Annotated in this window: 12 protein-coding genes, 1 tRNA gene and 3 rRNA genes; 2 read left to right on the forward strand and 14 right to left on the reverse strand. The window is 45.3% G+C overall.

Annotated features, from left to right (window positions below; translation table 11 throughout):
• Positions 1–887: 887 nt before the first annotated feature.
• The 8 genes from rrf to nspC all read right to left on the reverse strand — a co-directional run bounded on the left by rrf (position 888) and on the right by nspC (position 11,968).
• Positions 888–1,004: ribosomal RNA gene (gene rrf / locus Q0135_RS06915) — 5S ribosomal RNA — on the reverse strand.
• Positions 1,005–1,419: 415 nt separating this feature from the next.
• Positions 1,420–4,909 (reverse strand): 23S ribosomal RNA (locus tag Q0135_RS06920).
• 657 nt (positions 4,910–5,566) lie between these two features.
• Positions 5,567–5,642, reverse strand: a tRNA-Ala gene (locus Q0135_RS06925).
• 341 nt (positions 5,643–5,983) lie between these two features.
• Positions 5,984–7,496 (reverse strand): 16S ribosomal RNA (locus tag Q0135_RS06930).
• Together the 16S, 23S and 5S rRNA genes with 1 tRNA gene alongside form the textbook arrangement of a ribosomal RNA operon.
• 562 nt (positions 7,497–8,058) lie before the next feature.
• Complete coding sequence (gene selD, locus Q0135_RS06935; RefSeq protein ID WP_297989444.1) at positions 8,059–9,078, reverse strand: selenide, water dikinase SelD; 1,020 nt, start codon at positions 9,076–9,078, stop codon at positions 8,059–8,061.
• Positions 9,078–9,674, reverse strand: a complete 597-nt coding sequence (yedF, locus tag Q0135_RS06940) for a sulfurtransferase-like selenium metabolism protein YedF (RefSeq protein WP_297989416.1) — start codon at positions 9,672–9,674, stop codon at positions 9,078–9,080. The genes selD and yedF overlap by 1 nt, the downstream gene beginning before the upstream one ends.
• A gap of 84 nt (positions 9,675–9,758) precedes the next feature.
• Positions 9,759–10,718 (reverse strand): formate dehydrogenase subunit gamma, encoded by a 960-nt coding sequence (locus tag Q0135_RS06945; protein ID WP_297943966.1) that lies wholly within the window; start codon positions 10,716–10,718, stop codon positions 9,759–9,761.
• Between the two features lie 95 nt (positions 10,719–10,813).
• Positions 10,814–11,968, reverse strand: a complete 1,155-nt coding sequence (gene nspC, locus Q0135_RS06950) for a carboxynorspermidine decarboxylase (RefSeq protein WP_297989418.1) — start codon at positions 11,966–11,968, stop codon at positions 10,814–10,816.
• 87 nt (positions 11,969–12,055) lie between these two features.
• Between nspC and Q0135_RS06955 the strand changes: the two genes are divergently transcribed.
• Both Q0135_RS06955 and Q0135_RS06960 read left to right on the forward strand, forming a co-directional pair.
• Positions 12,056–12,277: a MoaD/ThiS family protein gene (locus Q0135_RS06955; RefSeq protein WP_297989420.1), complete on the forward strand. Its 222-nt coding sequence runs from the start codon at positions 12,056–12,058 to the stop codon at positions 12,275–12,277.
• 15 nt (positions 12,278–12,292) lie between these two features.
• Complete coding sequence (locus tag Q0135_RS06960; RefSeq protein WP_297989422.1) at positions 12,293–12,802, forward strand: molybdenum cofactor biosynthesis protein MoaE; 510 nt, start codon at positions 12,293–12,295, stop codon at positions 12,800–12,802.
• Positions 12,803–13,214: 412 nt separating this feature from the next.
• Here the strand turns inward: Q0135_RS06960 and Q0135_RS06965 are convergent, their stop codons facing one another.
• The 6 genes from Q0135_RS06965 to nrdD form a co-directional block, all read right to left on the reverse strand.
• Positions 13,215–15,017 carry a hypothetical protein gene (locus tag Q0135_RS06965; RefSeq protein WP_297989424.1) on the reverse strand — a complete coding sequence of 601 codons (1,803 nt, stop codon included), beginning with the start codon at positions 15,015–15,017 and terminating at the stop codon, positions 13,215–13,217.
• A gap of 154 nt (positions 15,018–15,171) precedes the next feature.
• Positions 15,172–15,807, reverse strand: coding sequence for a protein-L-isoaspartate(D-aspartate) O-methyltransferase (locus Q0135_RS06970; protein WP_297917640.1), 636 nt, complete (start codon positions 15,805–15,807; stop codon positions 15,172–15,174).
• A gap of 147 nt (positions 15,808–15,954) precedes the next feature.
• Positions 15,955–16,977, reverse strand: a complete 1,023-nt coding sequence (locus Q0135_RS06975; protein WP_297989426.1) for a ribonucleotide-diphosphate reductase subunit beta — start codon at positions 16,975–16,977, stop codon at positions 15,955–15,957.
• The gene (locus tag Q0135_RS06980) at positions 16,970–17,119 is read right to left on the reverse strand and encodes a hypothetical protein (protein WP_297989428.1); all 150 of its coding nucleotides are present in this window, start codon (positions 17,117–17,119) and stop codon (positions 16,970–16,972) included. Before Q0135_RS06980 ends, Q0135_RS06975 begins: the two co-directional genes overlap by 8 nt.
• A 172-nt stretch (positions 17,120–17,291) precedes the next feature.
• Positions 17,292–18,014, reverse strand: a complete 723-nt coding sequence (locus Q0135_RS06985) for an anaerobic ribonucleoside-triphosphate reductase activating protein (protein WP_297989429.1) — start codon at positions 18,012–18,014, stop codon at positions 17,292–17,294.
• A gap of 17 nt (positions 18,015–18,031) precedes the next feature.
• A complete protein-coding gene (nrdD, locus tag Q0135_RS06990; protein WP_005869389.1) occupies positions 18,032–18,196 on the reverse strand; it encodes an anaerobic ribonucleoside-triphosphate reductase in 165 nt (54 codons plus the stop codon).
• Between the last annotated feature and the right edge of the window lie 26 nt (positions 18,197–18,222).

Here is an 18,222-nt window from a genome sequence, read left to right on the forward strand (position 1 = left end):
ATTGAAATTTTATCTGCTTTGATCGTTTTATTAAATAAATACGTTAAATTTTAGCCTGATCTTAAAAAACGGATAGGCGCGGATAAAGCTAGATATATTAAATTTAATACCGCAAGCATTGAAACGGGATTTGGATTTAAATCATATAAAAGGCTAAGCGGCGGTATTTATGAAATTTAGCCCACCTTGCCACGCACGGAGGCTTTACGGGCGATGTTAGACGCATACGGCAACAGAATACTGGTGTTATAAAAGGCGCGGATACTATACGTGCGAGGATGGGCGGGCAATCTTCATAAAATTTAGCCGCATCAATAAGCTTCTTTTGTAGAACATGCTTTTTACGGGCTTGATTTTTAATAGGGTTTTATCTGCCTATAGAACGTTTCATTATATTAAGTAATAACGCCTGCCAAGCTTTATTTGGCTTGGCCATCTAGTTTAAATCATGCGGAAAGCTTTATAAGTGCCGGCGGCTTTATAATTTAGATATAAAAGCGCAGCAATGTATTAAAAAACGAACGAACGTATAAATCATAAATGAGGCTAGGAGAGGTTAGAAATAAAGATCGCGCCATAGAAGTTAAAAAGCAAACGCAACAGATAGTATTAAAAAATGATACAAACAAGCAAGTATTATAGAAAAATTTCAATCCATATCATTTTTCACTCAATATAAGTTAAATTTAATGCAGAGTTTTAAGATTTTATATTGATGGAGGATTAGATTTAAAATTTGTATTTGCAGAAGGTTCTAAAATTCTAAAAAGGCTATGGAATTTTAAATTTATCAAGCAATATTTATTGGCTAAAAGAAGCAGTAGGTCAAAGACACCAGAATAGAATTTAAATTGAAAATTGTATGGAAAGTTATGGAATTTTAACAAAGCCTGCAGCGACCTACTTTCCCCGTCCGAGTAACGGATAGTATCATCAGCCAGGACGAGCTTAGCTTCTTGGTTCGAGATGGAGCAAGGCGTTTCCTCGTCTGTATAGCCACAGGCAGTGTTAAATAAGGGATTGCTTTTGTTGTTTGATAGTAATATCTTGCGAATACGTTATACGAATTTTGACCTCGTAGCATATGAGCTTTACTCGTTCCTGTCTATTCGCCTCATATTTAAAAATACTTCGTAATCTAATTTGGATTAATCGTAGATTACGAATATCTTTTATAATCTCTTATTTAACACTGCGTTCATCGTTAAAGTCAGATCTTGTTTTATAAAAACAAAGGTTGATAAGGTACAGTAAAAATTTACTATTTCGAATTGAGAACTAATTTTTTGCTAGGCGAGGCAAACGAGCAAAGACAAGGGAGCATACGTATGGTATGTGACCGAAGTCTGCAGCGAAGTTTAACGAAGCATAGTGAAAAATTAGGAATCAATCTTATCCTTAACAAGGAAGTAATGCTTAAAAGATAAGCAAACGAGCTATTAGTACCGGTCAGCTAAAGGACTTTCATCCATTACACATCCGGCCTATCAAACTAGTAGTCTACTAGAGCTCTTAAAAGAAGATTCATCTTGGAGTCGGCTTCGAGCTTAGATGCTTTCAGCTCTTATCACATCCCGACTTAGCTACCCGGCGGTGCTCTTGGCAGAACAACCGGTACACCAGTGGTCAGTTCAACCCGGTCCTCTCGTACTAGGGTCAACTCTCCTCAATCTTCTTACGCCCACGGCAGATAGGGACCGAACTGTCTCACGACGTTCTGAACCCAGCTCGCGTACCGCTTTAAATGGCGAACAGCCATACCCTTGGGACCTGCTCCAGCCCCAGGATGCGATGAGCCGACATCGAGGTGCCAAACCTCCCCGTCGATGTGAGCTCTTGGGGGAGATCAGCCTGTTATCCCCGGGGTACCTTTTATCCTTTGAGCGATGGCCCTTCCACACAGAACCACCGGATCACTAAGACCGACTTTCGTCTCTGCTCGACGTGTATGTCTCGCAGTTAAGCTGGCTTTTGCCTTTATACTCTACAAGCGATTTCCAACCGCTTTGAGCCAACCTTTGTAAGCCTCCGTTACATTTTGGGAGGCGACCGCCCCAGTCAAACTACCCACCAGACATTGTCCTACCTAAGGATAACTTAGGCTAGTTAGCTACCCGAATAAAGAAGAGTGGTATCTCAACAATGGCTCATCGTAAACCAAGATCTACGACTCAAAGCCTCCCACCTATCCTGCGCATCTTTATCCAAGTAGCAGTGTCAAGCTATAGTAAAGGTCCACGGGGTCTTTCCGTCTTGCCGCGGGTAGGAGGAATTTTCACCTCCACTACAATTTCACTGGATCCCTCTTTGAGACAGCTCCCATCTCGTTACGCCATTCATGCAGGTCGGTATTTAACCGACAAGGAATTTCGCTACCTTAGGACCGTTATAGTTACGGCCGCCGTTTACTCGGGCTTCGATCAGACGCTTTGCGTAAGCTAACGTCATCAATTAACCTTCGAGCACCGGGCAGGCGTCACACCCTATACATCCTCTTACGAGTTAGCAGAGTGCTGTGTTTATGGTAAACAGTCGGGAGGGACTCTTTGTTGTAACCTTCTTCGCTTACGAAGTAAATTCTTAACGAAGCTAGGCACACCTTATACCGAAGATACGGTGCTATTTTGCAGAGTTCCTTAAAGAGAGTTCTTCCACGCGCCTTAGAATACTCATCCCACCCACCTGTGTCGGTTTACGGTACGGGCGATATCAGCTAAACTTAGAAACTTTTCTCGGCTCGATAGTATCATGGATTCTTCATCTACTCCGAAGAGCGTCAGAAGCCTTTCAGATCTCGGATAAAGAGTTACGGATTTGCCTATAACTCAACCTACTTCCTTAGACTAGCACTTCCATCCGCTAGCTCCACTAACTTTAAGCGTCCTTCCGTCGCACACTGATATCGGTATCGGAATATTAACCGATTTTCCATCGCATACCCCTTTCGGACTTTGCTTAGGACCCGACTAACCCTACGATGACGAGCATCGCGTAGGAAACCTTGGGTTTACGGCGAATACGATTCTCACGTATTTTATCGCTACTCATGCCTGCATGCTCACTTCCAACCGCTCCACCGCTCCTTACCGGTACGGCTTCGACGCTTATTGGAACGCTCTCCTACCACAGTGTCTATGAGTATTTATACTTTACTTAGGCTTGTCTTTTTGCTTTTTGTTGCTAAATTTTAAAATTCTAAGAAATTTGAAATTTATAAAATTTAGATTAAGACCTTGCATTCAAATTTGAATGCAGAAAGCGAAGTATCTTTGCGCATATTTAAATGTTGCTGATATTTTTTCGACTAAGGCTAACCGGTGTAGGTTGCCGCAGGAGAAAAAATGAAGCTCATTTAAAGATGCCAAAGAGACAAGCTAGTATAAATAATCATAGACACTATCTAAAGCTTCGGTACTCATTTTAGCCCCGTTATATTTTCCGCGCAAAATCACTAGACCAGTGAGCTATTACGCTATCTTTAAAGGATGGCTGCTTCTAAGCCAACCTCCTGGTTGTTTCAGTAACTTCACATCGTTTTCCACTTAAATGAGATTTGGGGACCTTAGCTGTTAGTCCGGGTTGTTTCCCTCTTGACGACGGATTTTATCACTCGCCGCCTGACTGCCGTGGTTACGCTATAAGTATTCGGAGTTTGATAGGGTTTGGTACATTGGTGTATGCCCTAGCCCATTCAGTGCTCTACCCCTTATAACTACTACACGACGCTATACCTCAATATATTTCGGAGAGAACCAGCTATCACGATGTTTGATTGGCCTTTCACCCCTATCCACAAGTCATCCGGAGCCTTTTCAACGGCCGTCGGTTGGGTCCTCCACCGGCTCTTACACCGGCTTCAACCTGCTCATGGATAGATCACATCGTTTCGGGTCTGCAGCATCTGACTAATCGCCCTATTAAGACTCGCTTTCGCTACGGCTCCGGGTTTCCTTAACCTCGCCAGACACCACAACTCGCAGGCTCATTATGCAAAAGGCAGTCCATCACACTGTGGATCTGTTTCAATACTAATCTTGGATCGTCTTATCTTGTTTGATTTAAATTTTAAATTTGATCTATTTAAATTTAATCTACGGTTTGAAATTCTGATTCTAGAAGTTTTACCTCTTTTTACTTTTAAAATTTCAAATTTAATCCGATGATTTATAAAAAAATTGTAAAAACAAGATATACCCGCCTAAAGGCGCGGTATTTTGGATGAGAAATTAATGTTGTGAAGATTTTTTCGATTGAGATAAGGCTTTTAGCCTATCGATTGAGAAAAAATCGAACTCATTAATTTATCGCCAAAAGACAAGCCGTCCTTAATATTCAAACAGACCCACATAGTGCTCTGAATGATTGTAAGCAAACGGTTTCAGGTTCTATTTCACTCGGCTCACCGCCGTTCTTTTCACCTTTCCCTCACGGTACTTGTACGCTATCGGTCTAGTAGTAGTATTTAGGGTTGGATCGTGGTCGACCCGGCTTCAGACAGGATTTCACGTGTCCCGTCCTACTCAGGATACCGCTAAGTAAGGATGTGATTTCATATACGGGAGTATCACCCTCTATGCCTAACCTTTCCAGATTGTTCTATTATCAGATCCTAGTCTATGTTGCGGTCCTACAACCCCACTAGTAAACTAGTGGTTTGCCCTCTTACGCGTTCGCTCGCCGCTACTAGCGTAATCTCTATTGATTTCTCTTCCTGCGGGTACTTAGATGTTTCAGTTCCCCGCGTTGGCTCCATTAATGGTAACACATATCGCTATGTATTGGGTTGCCCCATTCAGAAATTCCCGGATCAAAGCCCCTTGACGGCTCCCCGAGACTTATCGCAGTCTGGCACGTCTTTCATCGCCTCTACTAGCCAAGGCATCCACCGTTCGCTCTTAGTAGCTTACCTTTTTTAGTACTTCTCGCAAGAGCAAAGCTCTTGCTCCGACGGGGAGCGCAAGCGCTCCCTCGACCCACCTAAAGCACAGCAACGCTTTCGGCGTTGCCGTAAAATTTCCATTGAAGCAAATTCTAAAGCTTGGTTTCGGATCATAATCGGTAAAGAAGTTATTAGATTTATTTATATATTCTAATTCGCATTACTTCCTTGCTAAAGATAAAATCGATCTAACTAAGCATTTGGTTTACGGATAAGCATTTTTGAATTGCTTTATCTTTAAAACCGAAGCGTTAAATTTATTCTATAGTATTTGATTAACTCGAATTAAGACGGAAAGAGATCAAACTCATAAAGTAAGTTAGGCTCTATAAGCGTGTATTGATCTTAGCTTTTAACCTTGGATAACATAATAAGGCTAAAGGCTTGGCATCACTTCGAATAATCAAAGCTTTAACAAGTCCTGTAAAATTGTTTTATTAAAACTTGATTGTGACTTTAACAATGGTACTTTAAAGAACGTTTAGGGTAAACCTAAATAGAAAATTTTAAGTTATGATAGCTTGATCAAATTTGTTAAATTTAACAAACCAAATCTGTTTTGGTAAAACCGAATTAAAATTCTCTATTTAGATTTAACGTCGAATTAAATATGGCGCAAATATCTTATGGTGGAGAATAGCGGGATCGAACCGCTGACCTCCTGCGTGCAAAGCAGGCGCTCTCCCAGCTGAGCTAATTCCCCATCTTCGTTTATCTTTTTCCTTATACTTCGTCAGTTTTGCAAAAATCGACATCGTGTATATCTAATACGCTGCTTGATTTTCTTAAAACTTCCTCGTCTAAGAAAAAAATCTAAACAAATCTATTTTAACAATATAAAATAGATTGTATTAAGCAATTAATTCTTACTTCAATATATTAAGGAAAATAGCTTATAAAATATAAGACTAAGATTTAATCTTGTCCGTCAATCTCTCAAACCTAAACAAGCTCGATTGAGCGTGCTTAGAGCTAATAAATAATATGTTAGCGCTAAGACTTTATGATAGATACCTTGTGAGAGGATATCTATTTGTACTCTAGAAAGGAGGTGATCCAACCGCAGGTTCTCCTACGGTTACCTTGTTACGACTTCACCCCAGTCGCTGATTCCACTGTGGAGGGTAGCGAATTTCGCATTCCCGCTTCGAGTGAAATCAACTCCCATGGTGTGACGGGCGGTGAGTACAAGACCCGGGAACGTATTCACCGTAGCATGGCTGATCTACGATTACTAGCGATTCCGGCTTCATGGAGTCGAGTTGCAGACTCCAATCCGAACTGGGACATATTTTTTAGATTTGCTCCATCTTACGATATTGCGTCTTATTGTATATGCCATTGTAGCACGTGTGTCGCCCCGGACATAAGGGCCATGATGACTTGACGTCGTCCACACCTTCCTCCTCCTTACGAAGGCAGTCTCATTAGAGTGCTCGGCCGAACCGTTAGCAACTAATGACGTGGGTTGCGCTCGTTGCGGGACTTAACCCAACATCTCACGACACGAGCTGACGACAGCCGTGCAGCACCTGTCTTAACATTTCTGCAAGCAGACACTCTTCCATCTCTGGATGATTTGTTAGATATCAAGTCCGGGTAAGGTTCTTCGCGTATCTTCGAATTAAACCACATGCTCCACCGCTTGTGCGGGTCCCCGTCTATTCCTTTGAGTTTTAATCTTGCGACCGTACTCCCCAGGCGGTATACTTAATCCGTTAGGTGGATTACTGCCGTGACTAGCACAGCAACAACCGGTATACATCGTTTAGGGCGTGGACTACCAGGGTATCTAATCCTGTTTGCTCCCCACGCTTTCACGCATTAGCGTCAGTTAAGTTCCAGCAGATCGCCTTCGCAATAGGTATTCTTCTTGATATCTACGGATTTTACCCCTACACCAAGAATTCCATCTGCCTCTCCCTTACTCTAGATTATCAGTTTCCCAAGCAGTTTAACGGTTGAGCCGTTAGATTTCACAAGAGACTTGATAATCCGCCTACGCGTCCTTTACGCCCAGTGATTCCGAGTAACGCTTGCACCCTCCGTATTACCGCGGCTGCTGGCACGGAGTTAGCCGGTGCTTATTCGTTAGGTACCGTCATTATTCTTCCCTAACAAAAGGAGTTTACGCTCCGAAAAGTGTCATCCTCCACGCGGCGTTGCTGCGTCAGGGTTTCCCCCATTGCGCAATATTCCCTACTGCTGCCTCCCGTAGGAGTTTGGACCGTGTCTCAGTTCCAATGTGACTGATCATCCTCTCAGACCAGTTACGCGTCATAGCCTCGGTAGGCCGTTACCCCACCGACTAGCTGATACGATATAGTCTCATCCCTTGCCGAAATTCTTTCCCGATTTATCTTATGGTAAAAAGGAGTATGGAGTATTAGCAGTCATTTCTAACTGTTGTCCTCCAGCAAGGGGCAGATTAGCTATATATTACTCACCCGTGCGCCACTAAATTTAAAAGAGCAAGCTCTTTTAAATTCCGTTCGACTTGCATGTATTAGGCACGCCGCCAGCGTTCACTCTGAGCCAGGATCAAACTCTCCATATTTATACTTCTCGCAACGGCAAAGCCGTTACTGCGAGCGAGAGCTTTCGCTCCCTGCACCCACCTAAAGTTACAAAGATTTGCGAAAAAATAAGTTTTTCACAAATCATAAATTTCTAAGGATAGCATTAAAACCGAAGCTTGGCTACGATCTTATTCTGCGTCTTAAATTTAATCTATGATTTAAATTCTTTATACTTATACAGGTAGATACGATTATGAAGTTTTTAATCTAAAAACTTTATGTTTTTGTAACATTGTTTTTACGGATAGGTTTAGTTAAAGCTAGATGCTAACTTAGATATTCGTTACGGACGTAAAGAATTCTCTAAATTTCGATCCGGCGATCTAAATCTTAAATCCATAGGCTCAATCGATCACTTGTTTAGATTTCAAAGATTGACTAAAGATATTTGTTTTTAACAGTTAAAATTTTAAAAAACGCGTTCGCTAAAAGGCTAAAACTACTAGGACTTAAGAGTTAAGAAAGCAGGTTCGGCTCGGTGCGAAACAGAATTGTGATTATACAAGAGCGATGCTTAAAGGGGGCTGAATAGAAAAGATTTTAAACTAAATAAATTTTATGTTTGGCATGTGCTATAACTTCTCCGATGATAGCGCTACTAGCGTAACCTGCGTTTTTTAAATTCTCAAGCGCTCGCGCCGCGTCCTTTTCCGCTACAGCAAGCAGAAGTCCGCCGCTAGTTTGCGCGTCACAAAGCATTATGTCCGGCTCGGAATCGACACCAGGCGCGATAAATTTTAAATTTTTATAGCTTCCGGCGGGGATCAGCCCCTCATCAAGGCATCTGAGGGCGCTTTTTAGAAGCGGAATTTTGCTAGGATAAATTTTAAAGCTCACGTTCTCGTTTATCATTTCAAGCGCGTGTCCAAGTAGTCCAAAGCCCGTCACGTCGGTCGCGGCATGTATTTTTAGACCTCCTAGCGCGCCCACGGCATAAAAATTTAACAAAATCATGCTCTCTATCGCGTCACGAAATTCTTCAAATTTAAGAAATTTCGCCTTAATAGCCGTAGCGATGATGCCCGTACCGAGAGGTTTTGTTAGGATCAGCAGGTCGCCTTCGCGCGCAGTATTATTGCTCCAAAATTTACGCGGATTCACCCGCCCCGTGACGCTAAGCCCGTAATAAATTTCAGGAGTAGAGATGGTGTGACCGCCCACCAGAACCCCTCCGCACTCTTTGATCTTGCCTTTGCCGCCGCGCAGAATTTCGCGCAGAATTTCATTTGAGAAATGGCAATCGTCAAAACCCACGATATTTAGGGCATTTATCACTTCGCCACCCATCGCAAATACGTCGCTTAGGGAGTTTGCCGCCGCAATCTGTCCGAAGATAAACGGATCGTCCACTAAAGGGGTGATAAAATCGAGCGTCTGCACGAGCGCAAGATCGTCATTTATGCGAAATACGCTCGCATCTTCGTTGCTGCAGGTGGACGAAAGCAGGCTTGCATTGGGCTCGATTAAATTTCCAAGATTTTCGGTTAGACCCGCCGGGTCAAGCTTGGCGGCTCAACCGGCGGCTGCAATAAATTTCGTGAGGTTAAAATCTCTGTAGATCATAGTTTGATTACTTCGTATTTTGATAGGACGTCCATGATTTCGTATGCATTTGAGATCTCGCCGATCGAGAGCTTATCGACTAGTTTATAGCTCTCCAGACAGCTTCCGCAGCTTAAAATTTCAGCCCCCGCTTCGTTTAGCTTTTTGATCGCCTCAAAGCATTCGTGGCCGCGATTCGTGGTTATATGCACGGCGTTGTTTACGCAGATCACCTTCACTGGCTTTTCGTCTAAGCTTAGCGCTGCGCCTAAAAATTTAGCAAGCAGACTCTTTCCGATCGGGCCGCTTCCGCACTGCTCCTCGTTTAGAAATATCACCTTGCCTCCTTTTGGCGCCGTTACGCTACAATAAATATCGTCGATACTTTCATCTTTCAGCTCGTCCGTTTTTACGGTTTTTATAAGCGTGTCGGCGCCCGCTTGTGAAATTTGCGCCTCAAAGCCGTTTTTAGCCAAAAAGCGTTTTATGTTTTCACGAGGCGCTACGTCGTTTACTAAAATTTCTAAACTCTCTCCGATTTTTAGCTCGCCGAGGGCTTTTTTGGTGCGCAAAAGCGGTTCCGGGCAATTTAAATTGCGACAATCTAGTTGCATGTGAAATCCTTAAAATAAAAATTCTTTGAACCTCAAAGCTAATGCGAGCCGCACGCAAGCAGGCCCGCATAAAATTTACCCAAGTTATAAGCGCGGGTACTTCGCTTCAAATTGCGATTTAGCGATCTGCCCCTTATCCAACAGCTCGCGATACCAGTAGTGGTGAAGTACGTAAACTTCCTCCTCCGGCTTGTGTCCGTCGATCATCGAGTGAATGGCACCGCTGATCGCAAAGACCGCCATGTAGATATGCACGAGCAAAAACACCGCGCAGACCGCGCCCAAAAAATTATGAATAATCGCGCTTGCTCTTAAAATTTCGATCTGACTCATACCTAGCGCACTTCTCATCGCCGGGATATCGTAGTCTAGGAAAAACATCGACGCGCCCGTCGCTATCATCACTATACCGCCTAAAGTCGCGACCCAAAACCACGCCTTTTGGCCTGCGTTAAATTTACCCGCAGGGATTGCGCGCTTCTTTTTGCTTAGATAGCCGCCCACGATCATCATCCATCTGATATCGTAAGTTCGCGGTAGCATACGCCAAAACCATGTCACTAGCATAGGCACAACGGCAATCGCAAACGCTATCGTAGCCAGTCCGTGAGCGTTTTTACAAAATCTCACGAAAGCGCCGCCGCCGAATTCTTCGCCAAACATCATAATCAAGCCTGTCGGAACCAAGATCGCCCATGCTACGGCCGCTACGAGATGATATAGTCGCTCAAATTTATTAAACGCATAGATCGGTTTGCCCGCATGATGATCGAAGTGCTTCGGTCCTATGATCGCGTAGTGCCCAATAAAAGCTATGATTACGCCCAAAACCGCACCCAGCGCCAACCAAGCAAAAAAGCCCGAGCTTTGCAGATGTCCTTGAAATTGCAGAAAAATCGGACCGAAGCCATTGCCGTAGCTATCGATGTTTTCAAGCCTTGCATTGCCCCAAACATCACTATTTCCCTGCACGATATCGGCATATTTTTTCTCTTCGGCCTGCGCATAAATACAGGCAAAAAGCGCGAGAAACAATCTTTTCATGGATTTCCTTAGATATAAAATTCAAGCCGATTATATCATTTTTTGCAAAAAATTTTCTTACAAAGCAAAATTACATTTTTGCATTAAGTGCGGCGCTAGTTTCGCCGCGCATACTCGTCGTAGCCGAATTTTTTGATTGCCAAAACCTCTCCGCGCTCGTCCGCTAAGACGAGATCGGGCAGCTTGATGCCGTTAAAGGTCGTGTTTTTCACGATCGTGTAGTGGATCTGATCCTCGAAAATCACCCGATCGCCGATGTTTAGCGGCGCGTCAAATTTATACTCGGGCTGTCCGCTCTCAAGCCCCACGACGTCGCCTGCGAGGCAGGTGTTTCCGCCGAAACGATAGCTAAATTTACCGCTCTTACTCTCGCCGCGCACCGCAGGACGATACGGCATCAGAACGGTATCTGGCATATGAGCTTCAGGGGAAGCGTCTAAGATAGCGATTTTAGCGTCGTTTTCTACTATGTCAAGAACGCTAGCGACCAAATACCCGCACTCCCAACCGACCGCCTCGCCCGGCTCAAGATAAATTTCGACTTCGTATTTTTCGCGAAATTTTTTGATCAGATCTATCAGTAGCTCCACGTCGTAACCTGCGCGCGTGATATGATGACCACCTCCGAAATTTAGCCACTTTAGGGTTCTAAAATATTTGCCGAATTTCGCCTCGAAAACCTCGAGCACCCGTTCTAAGCTCTGAGCGCTCTCTTCGCACAGCGCGTGAAAATGCAGCCCCGATATGCCGCGCAAAAACTCGCCGTCTTGCAAGATCGCCCGCTGCAGCGCTTCAAGGCTCATCCCGAGCCTGCTAAGGCTGCCGCACGGATTGTAAGCGTCTTTGGGCGCGAAGGAGGTCTGCGGATTTAGCCGTAGTCCACACGACGCACCCGCAGCGAGCGCCTTTGCGCGGTATTTTTGCCACTGCGCGGCGCTATTGAACACGACATGGTTTGAAATTTTTAAAATTTCATCCAAATCATCCTCTTTGAACGCGGGCGAGTATGTGTGGATTTCGCCGTTTTTGATAAATTCCGCGGCAAATTTTGCCTCATGCAGGCCGCTGCAAGTAGCGCCCCAGAGGTATCTGCCAACGTAAGGCATCGCGAAGCTAAACGCAAAGCCTTTTAGCGCGCATAAAATTTTTGCTCCGCTTCGCTCGCCCACGCCGCGTAAAATTTCTAAATTTTTTACCAGTTTTTGCTCCTCGCACACGTAAGCGGGAGTCGAAATTTCATCGATTTTCATCGTTTTTCCTCATTAAATTTTTACGCAATTATATAAAATTTTATGAATTTTTGGTTAAAATCGCCCAATCTTTAAAAAAGGACAAGAATGGTAGAAGTAGAATTTCTAGGGCCGATCGGGCGCGAGCCCCTGCGCCTAAACGCAAACTCCTTGCAAGAGATAAAAGCGGAGCTGCAAAAGGACGAAAGCCTGCGAGAGTGGCTCGCAAACTGCGCCGTGGCGGTAAATGATAAGATGATTTATGATGCGAATTTTGCGCTTAAATCCGGCGATCGCGTGAGCCTTCTGCCTCCCGTTTGCGGCGGCTAAGCTTAGGAAGCGGCGATGAACGAGGCTAAATTTAATCCGGAAATTTTAAGCGGGATCGAGCCTGAAATTTATGAGGGCAGCTTGGACGTGAACGCGATTTTATCGCGCTGGTACGCTAAATTTAAGGACGCAAATTGCGGCGCGTTCATTACTTTCGTGGGCATCGTGCGCGACGAGGGCGGCATCTGCGCGCTGAGCTTCGATATCTATGAGCCGATTTTGCGAACTTGGTTCGAAGCGTGGCAGCAAAAGGCCGCAGCACGGGGCGCATTCGTGCTTTTTGCACATGCAAACGGGGATGTGCCAATCCACGAAAGCTCCTACGTCACAGGCGTCGTAAGCCCGCAGCGCAAGGTCGCTCTGGCGCTAATAAACGAGTTTGTGGAGGATTTCAAGGCGGCCGCGCCGATCTGGAAATACGACGTAAAGGGCGGCAAAATCGAGGGCGGCAAAGTAGTAGGCGGGAAGAGGATCTACGCGGCAGATCGCTCGCAGAGAGTAAAAGGCGCGGGGCTTTTGGGTTAAATTTAAAAGCCCACGCCGCTTAAATTTATAGGCTCACTTCAATCAAATTTAATCAAAACGGAGGTTGCGCCGACAAGTAAAATTCTATGTATAAAATACGGCGGGAATTTTAAAATAAAAATTTGTGCAAATTTGGCAGCCCGAGCTAAATTTAAAACTCAAAATTTCACTCTGACTCCGTGCTCGCGCGCCCAATAGGTATGGCAAGCGAGAACTAAAATTTCAAGTCTAAATTTATATCAATTTAATAGACCGGCATTGCTACGGCGCGTCGCAAATAAGTGGCGGCGCGCAAACTTTTGCTAAATTTAAAACCCAAATTTCGCCGCCATATATCTAAGCGCAAGTGAAGCACAATGCAATGAAATTTTAAAATTTCATTGCAAATATAGGCATTCCTGCTAAGCGGCGGCTAAAATTTAAACACGCTCTTAGCTTCAGCGATGCGCTCGCTAAGGCTCACAGCAGTATCTTCGCCGCTTGCTGCGCACTTAAAGATCGGCTCCAGCACCTCGGCAAAAAAGCCGTTTAGCCCCTCCTGCATGATCTGTGCGTTGTTTTGGTAGCGTCCTAGCCCCATAAATACGCCGTGTCCGATCGCGCCGAGGCCGCTTGCCTCATCGGCGATAAATTTATTCAGCGCCTTGCAAACCGCAACGACCGCGCTTGCATTTACGATCTCGCGATCTCTTAAATAATCCTCAAGCGCGCCGTAATCGCACTCGCATCTGATCCATCTAAACGCCTTTGCGATCGACGGCGAAACGCATTTGTGCTCACTTAGAGTGCATAGGACGTATAAATTTTTAGGCACCGCAAAATATGAGCGGCCGTCCTTTAAAAGGACGCTGGCGCGCGCTTTTTCGCCCTCTTCAAAGCCGTCGATTACGTGGGAATTTTTCGTGCGGATAAGCGAAAGCTCGTCTTCCTCGTCGTAGCGACGATCTAAAAGCACCGCAGCCTCGCCTAAAATTTTATCCAAGCTCGCGGCGCTTGCATTGTCGATCAAAAAATAATACTCGCCCTTCGGATCGTTTAGCGCCTCTTTGCAAAGCACCTTAAACTCGCCGTCAATGAAACTTTTGCCGTAAAATCCGTCGATGAAATCGCGATATTCAAAGCCTTCGTGCAGGCAAATGTAGCGGAAATTTTTCGCCGCAAGTTTCTTTTCAGTGATCAAAGATCGCAGTCTGCGGGTTTTGCCGGTGCCGATCGCGCCGTAAAATATCGTATTTTTCGCAACCTCTTCGCTTTTGTAGTTCTTGACGTATTCGAAAAACAGCGACGAATACACGATCCTAGCCGCACCCACGACGTCCTGCGGATACGGGGTAAATTCCGCGATAAATCGCGAGCTCACCTCGTAAAATTCTTCAAAAATTTCAACCTTTTCGTCGTATAGCAAGGATAAAATTTGCGCGGTTTCATCGCGATAAACGAGCGTCGGAAACTCGTCGTTGCACTGCGCAAATATGCTGGCTAGCAGATAGAGCTTCTCGCGCGAAATTTGCGCGAAATCGCCGCCCTCGGCAAGTCCTAAATTTAGCATTCCGTCGTCGCTTAGGTAGCTGTCGATCAGATAGAAATTATCGGCATTTATCGCGGATTTTAAAAATTCCATCAGCACGAAGGGCTGATTATGTAGCGCCACGTCGAAAAAATCGATCGCTAAAGCGCTATCCACCGCCGTAAGAAGCCTGTAAAGCTCGTCGTAGAAATTGACTAGCTTTTGTTTAAAAATATCGCGCGCGGTGCGCTCCTGCGAATAGCTATTGAAATTTTTAACGATATTTTCGATGAAAACATAAAGCGATACGATATTTTTATCCTCGCCGCTAAGCACGCTATCTACGCTTTTTACGGCATTTTTAGGAAACAGCTCTTTTTTGCCGACGATGCGATCTTTGAAAGCAAAATCGTAATAAAACGCGCTGATATTGGAATCAAAAAACTGATCCATAAAGAAATACTCGGCGTGCGCGAACTTCTCGCCCAAAGATAAAATTTTGCAGCTTCTAAGATTGCCGTCGCTGAGATTTATATATAAAGTTTGCAAAAACTCGTTCTCGGTCTCATCAAAGCTCGCCAGGCAGCGCTTGATCTCGCCTAAATACTTTGATATCGCGGTTTGTTTTTTGAGCCAGAATTGGTTTTTGTTGTGATTTTTCCAGCTGACAACCAGCGACTCTATCTTTTCCTTGCTAAAATCTTGCATGACTCATCCTTGTAAGATTAAAATTGCATATTGTACTTGAATTTAAATAAATAATTAATAAAACTCTGATTTCGCAGCGGAGCGCAAAAGCAAATTTTATTAAATTTACGCGCCCGCGGCGGTAGGAAATTTTAAAATTTACTGCGTGCTAGATCTATCCGCGACCCTGCACCAGCGGGACGAATTCGCAGGCGCCGAGTTCCTCTTCCTTGATCTCGCTCGGCGAAATTTTATTAAATCTAACGATCTTTTGCGAGCCGCCCCTATTCATCGGAGCGACCAAAATTCCGCCGATTGCCAGCTGCGCAAACAGCCGCTCGTCGATCCGCTCGGCGCACGCGGAGAGCAAGATCCTATCGAAAGGGGCGAAATTTTTCCACCCGGCATTGCCGTCGTCGTGGCGCAGGCTGATATTTGAAATCCCGAGATTTGCAAAGTGCCTTTTCGCCTCGCCCACCAGCCGCTCGACGCGCTCGACGGCAAAGACGCGGTGAACCATCCTGCTTAAAATCGCCGCTTGATAGCCGCTGCCGCAGCCGATCTCTAAAATTTTCTCGACCTTCGGATCCACGCTTAGCGCCATCGTCATGCGCGCGACCGTCAGCGGCGAGCTGATCCACTGGCTGGCTAAAATGGGCTGCGCGTTAAGGCTAAAGGCGTGCGCGCCCAGCGGGGCAAACTCGCTTCTAGCGACGCTACAAAACGCCTCAAAAAGCGCAGGATTTAAGCTAACCTGCTCGGCGATGTCGTTCGCCATCTTTTCGCAGCGAAGCCGCTCTAGCGAGACCATAGTGCACTCCCGTCCGACCAGACGTTAAATTTAAAGCCACGAAAGCTTTTGCTCTGATTAAATTCAGGGCCGATAAAATTTTTAAAAGTGCCGTCCAAGCGTCGGCGCCGCGATGCGGCGGAGCAAAATTTTAAATCGCAAAATCCGCTAAAAATCATCGAAACTCAAGCTTCCTTTGCTGTAGTTCGTGACCTTGCTCTCGAAAAAGTTGCTCTTCTGATCGTTAAATTTAGAAAAATCATCGACCCATTTTATCGGATGTTTCGCACCGTATCGCTTCTCAAGCCCGATGGCAAGCAGGCGCTGATCGACTAGATAGTGGATGTATTCTTCGATGATGTCGTCCGTAAAGCCCATGATTTGATTATCCGTGATGTATTTGCCCCAATCGATCTCTAAGCTCCCCGCCGTTTCAAACATCTCGTAAATTTTATCCACGTTGCGCTTATTAAACAGATCGGCGCGCTCCTTGCGGACGGAATTTATCATGTTTTGAAATAGTAGCAGGTGCGTGATCTCGTCGCGCTGTATGAAGCGGATCATCTGCGCGCTGCCTAGCATCTTGCCTGCGCGCGCGAGCGCATAGATCGAGGTAAAGCCGCTGTAGAAGTAGATCCCCTCTAAAATTTGATTCGCCACCATCGCCAGCAGCAGCTTATCGTCGCTAACCTCGCCCGCAAGCTCCTCATAGACGCTTGAGATGTAGTCGTTTTTCCTGCGGAGCATATCGTCGTGCTTCTCCATCTCGTAAATGAGATCGGTGTTTTCACAGATCGCCTCGACCATGACGGCGTAGGATTTGCTGTGGTTGGCCTCCTCGTAGGCTTGGCGAGCGAGCACGGCGTTGATCTCCGGAGCCGTGATGTAGGGGTTGATATTATCGGCGAGATTATTAGTCTGAAAGCTATCCATCGATATCAGCTGGCTCCACACGAGATCGTACATCCGCTTCTCGGCGCTTGTGAGATTGAAGTTATAATCGCGCACGTCGTCGGTGGTATCAACCTCTTTAGGAAACCAGGTGTTGGCCTCCATCAGATCCCAAAGCTTCAGCGCCCATTGATATTTCGCCTTGGTAAAATTTAAAATTCCCTGCGGATTGCCGCCGAAGACCTTGCGATCGGTAAGCGTCTCGTCGGAGAAGGGGTTGTAGATTTTTTTCCTATCCATTTTTTGCCTTTTTCAAAATTTCGGCGTATTTTAGCCAAAGCAAGCTAAATTTACCTTTTGTTTTGGAGCGGTCTGCCTGCACGGCGTGAAATTTTACGGGAAGCAAATTCGCGCAGTAAAATTTAAAGCTCTTGATAAACATAGAATTTTACGCCGCAGACGGAGCGGAATTTAAACATAGCAAGCGGCGGCAAGATAAATTTTAAAGCTTCCCGCAAGGCGAAATTTATCGCGGCACAATATACGCCGGATAATTCACGCTAAATAAAATTTCATCGCATTCATCGCAGCAAGACGCACGCGACAGCGCAAATTTAATCAAAATTTCGAAGCTCTATCTTTAGATCGATGCGGATTTTGCTCGGATCGAAGCTCGCAAGCGGCGCATCTAAATGGCCGAAATTATCGCCGGTAGGCAGGAAGTTTTGCAGATAATAAACGCCGCGGTAGCCCTCGCTGTATAGAATTTGCGCCATCTGCTCGATCTTTGCTTCGTTTAAAAAATCGGCATGCACGGTCGTGCGCACCTCAAATTTAAAATTTTGCCGCAGCAAAAGCCTAAGAGTTTGCAGAAATTTATCGTATAAGCTTGACTTCGTGATGAGCTCAAAATCCTGCCGCGGCGCCTTAAAATCAAGCGCTATATAATCGATCAGCCCTAGGCTTAGCGCCTCTTCGATCTTTTGCGGATTTGAGCCGTTGGTATCTACTTTGAGCAAAAAGCCGCGCTGCTTAACTTCGTGCGCCAGCGGGATAAAATCGCTCGCACAGGTGCATTCACCGCCGCTAAATACGATGCCCCGAAGCTTGCCTGCGCGCGCATCCAAAAAGCGCAGAAACTCTTCGTTTGAAATTTTACCCCGTGAAGTAACGATTTGTGGGTTGTAGCAATAGATGCAGCGCATATTGCAGCCGCAAAACCATGCGATCGCGGCGATGTGATCAGCAAAATCAAGCATCGTAAACGGCGTGATCTCGTAAATCTGCGCGTTACGCAGATTTAAGGCTTGCGGCGGCTTCGTATGCGTTTGTTGCATTTGGCCGGTAGCGGCGACTAGGCTATTTGTTTTTTGTCTTTTTTCTCTTCAAAAAAGACGCGCTCTTTGTGTTCGCCCTTCTTTCCGATATTAAAGCTCTCTACTGGGCGTAAATAGCCCATTACTCTTGTGTAAACGACGCATTTTGTGCGTTTTGCTTCTAACTCTTTTGGAAATTCCATTCTCCATCCTTTCATTAAGATTAAAA

It is taken from the genome of uncultured Campylobacter sp., assembly GCF_937981295.1.
Taxonomy (GTDB): Bacteria; Campylobacterota; Campylobacteria; order Campylobacterales; family Campylobacteraceae; genus Campylobacter_B.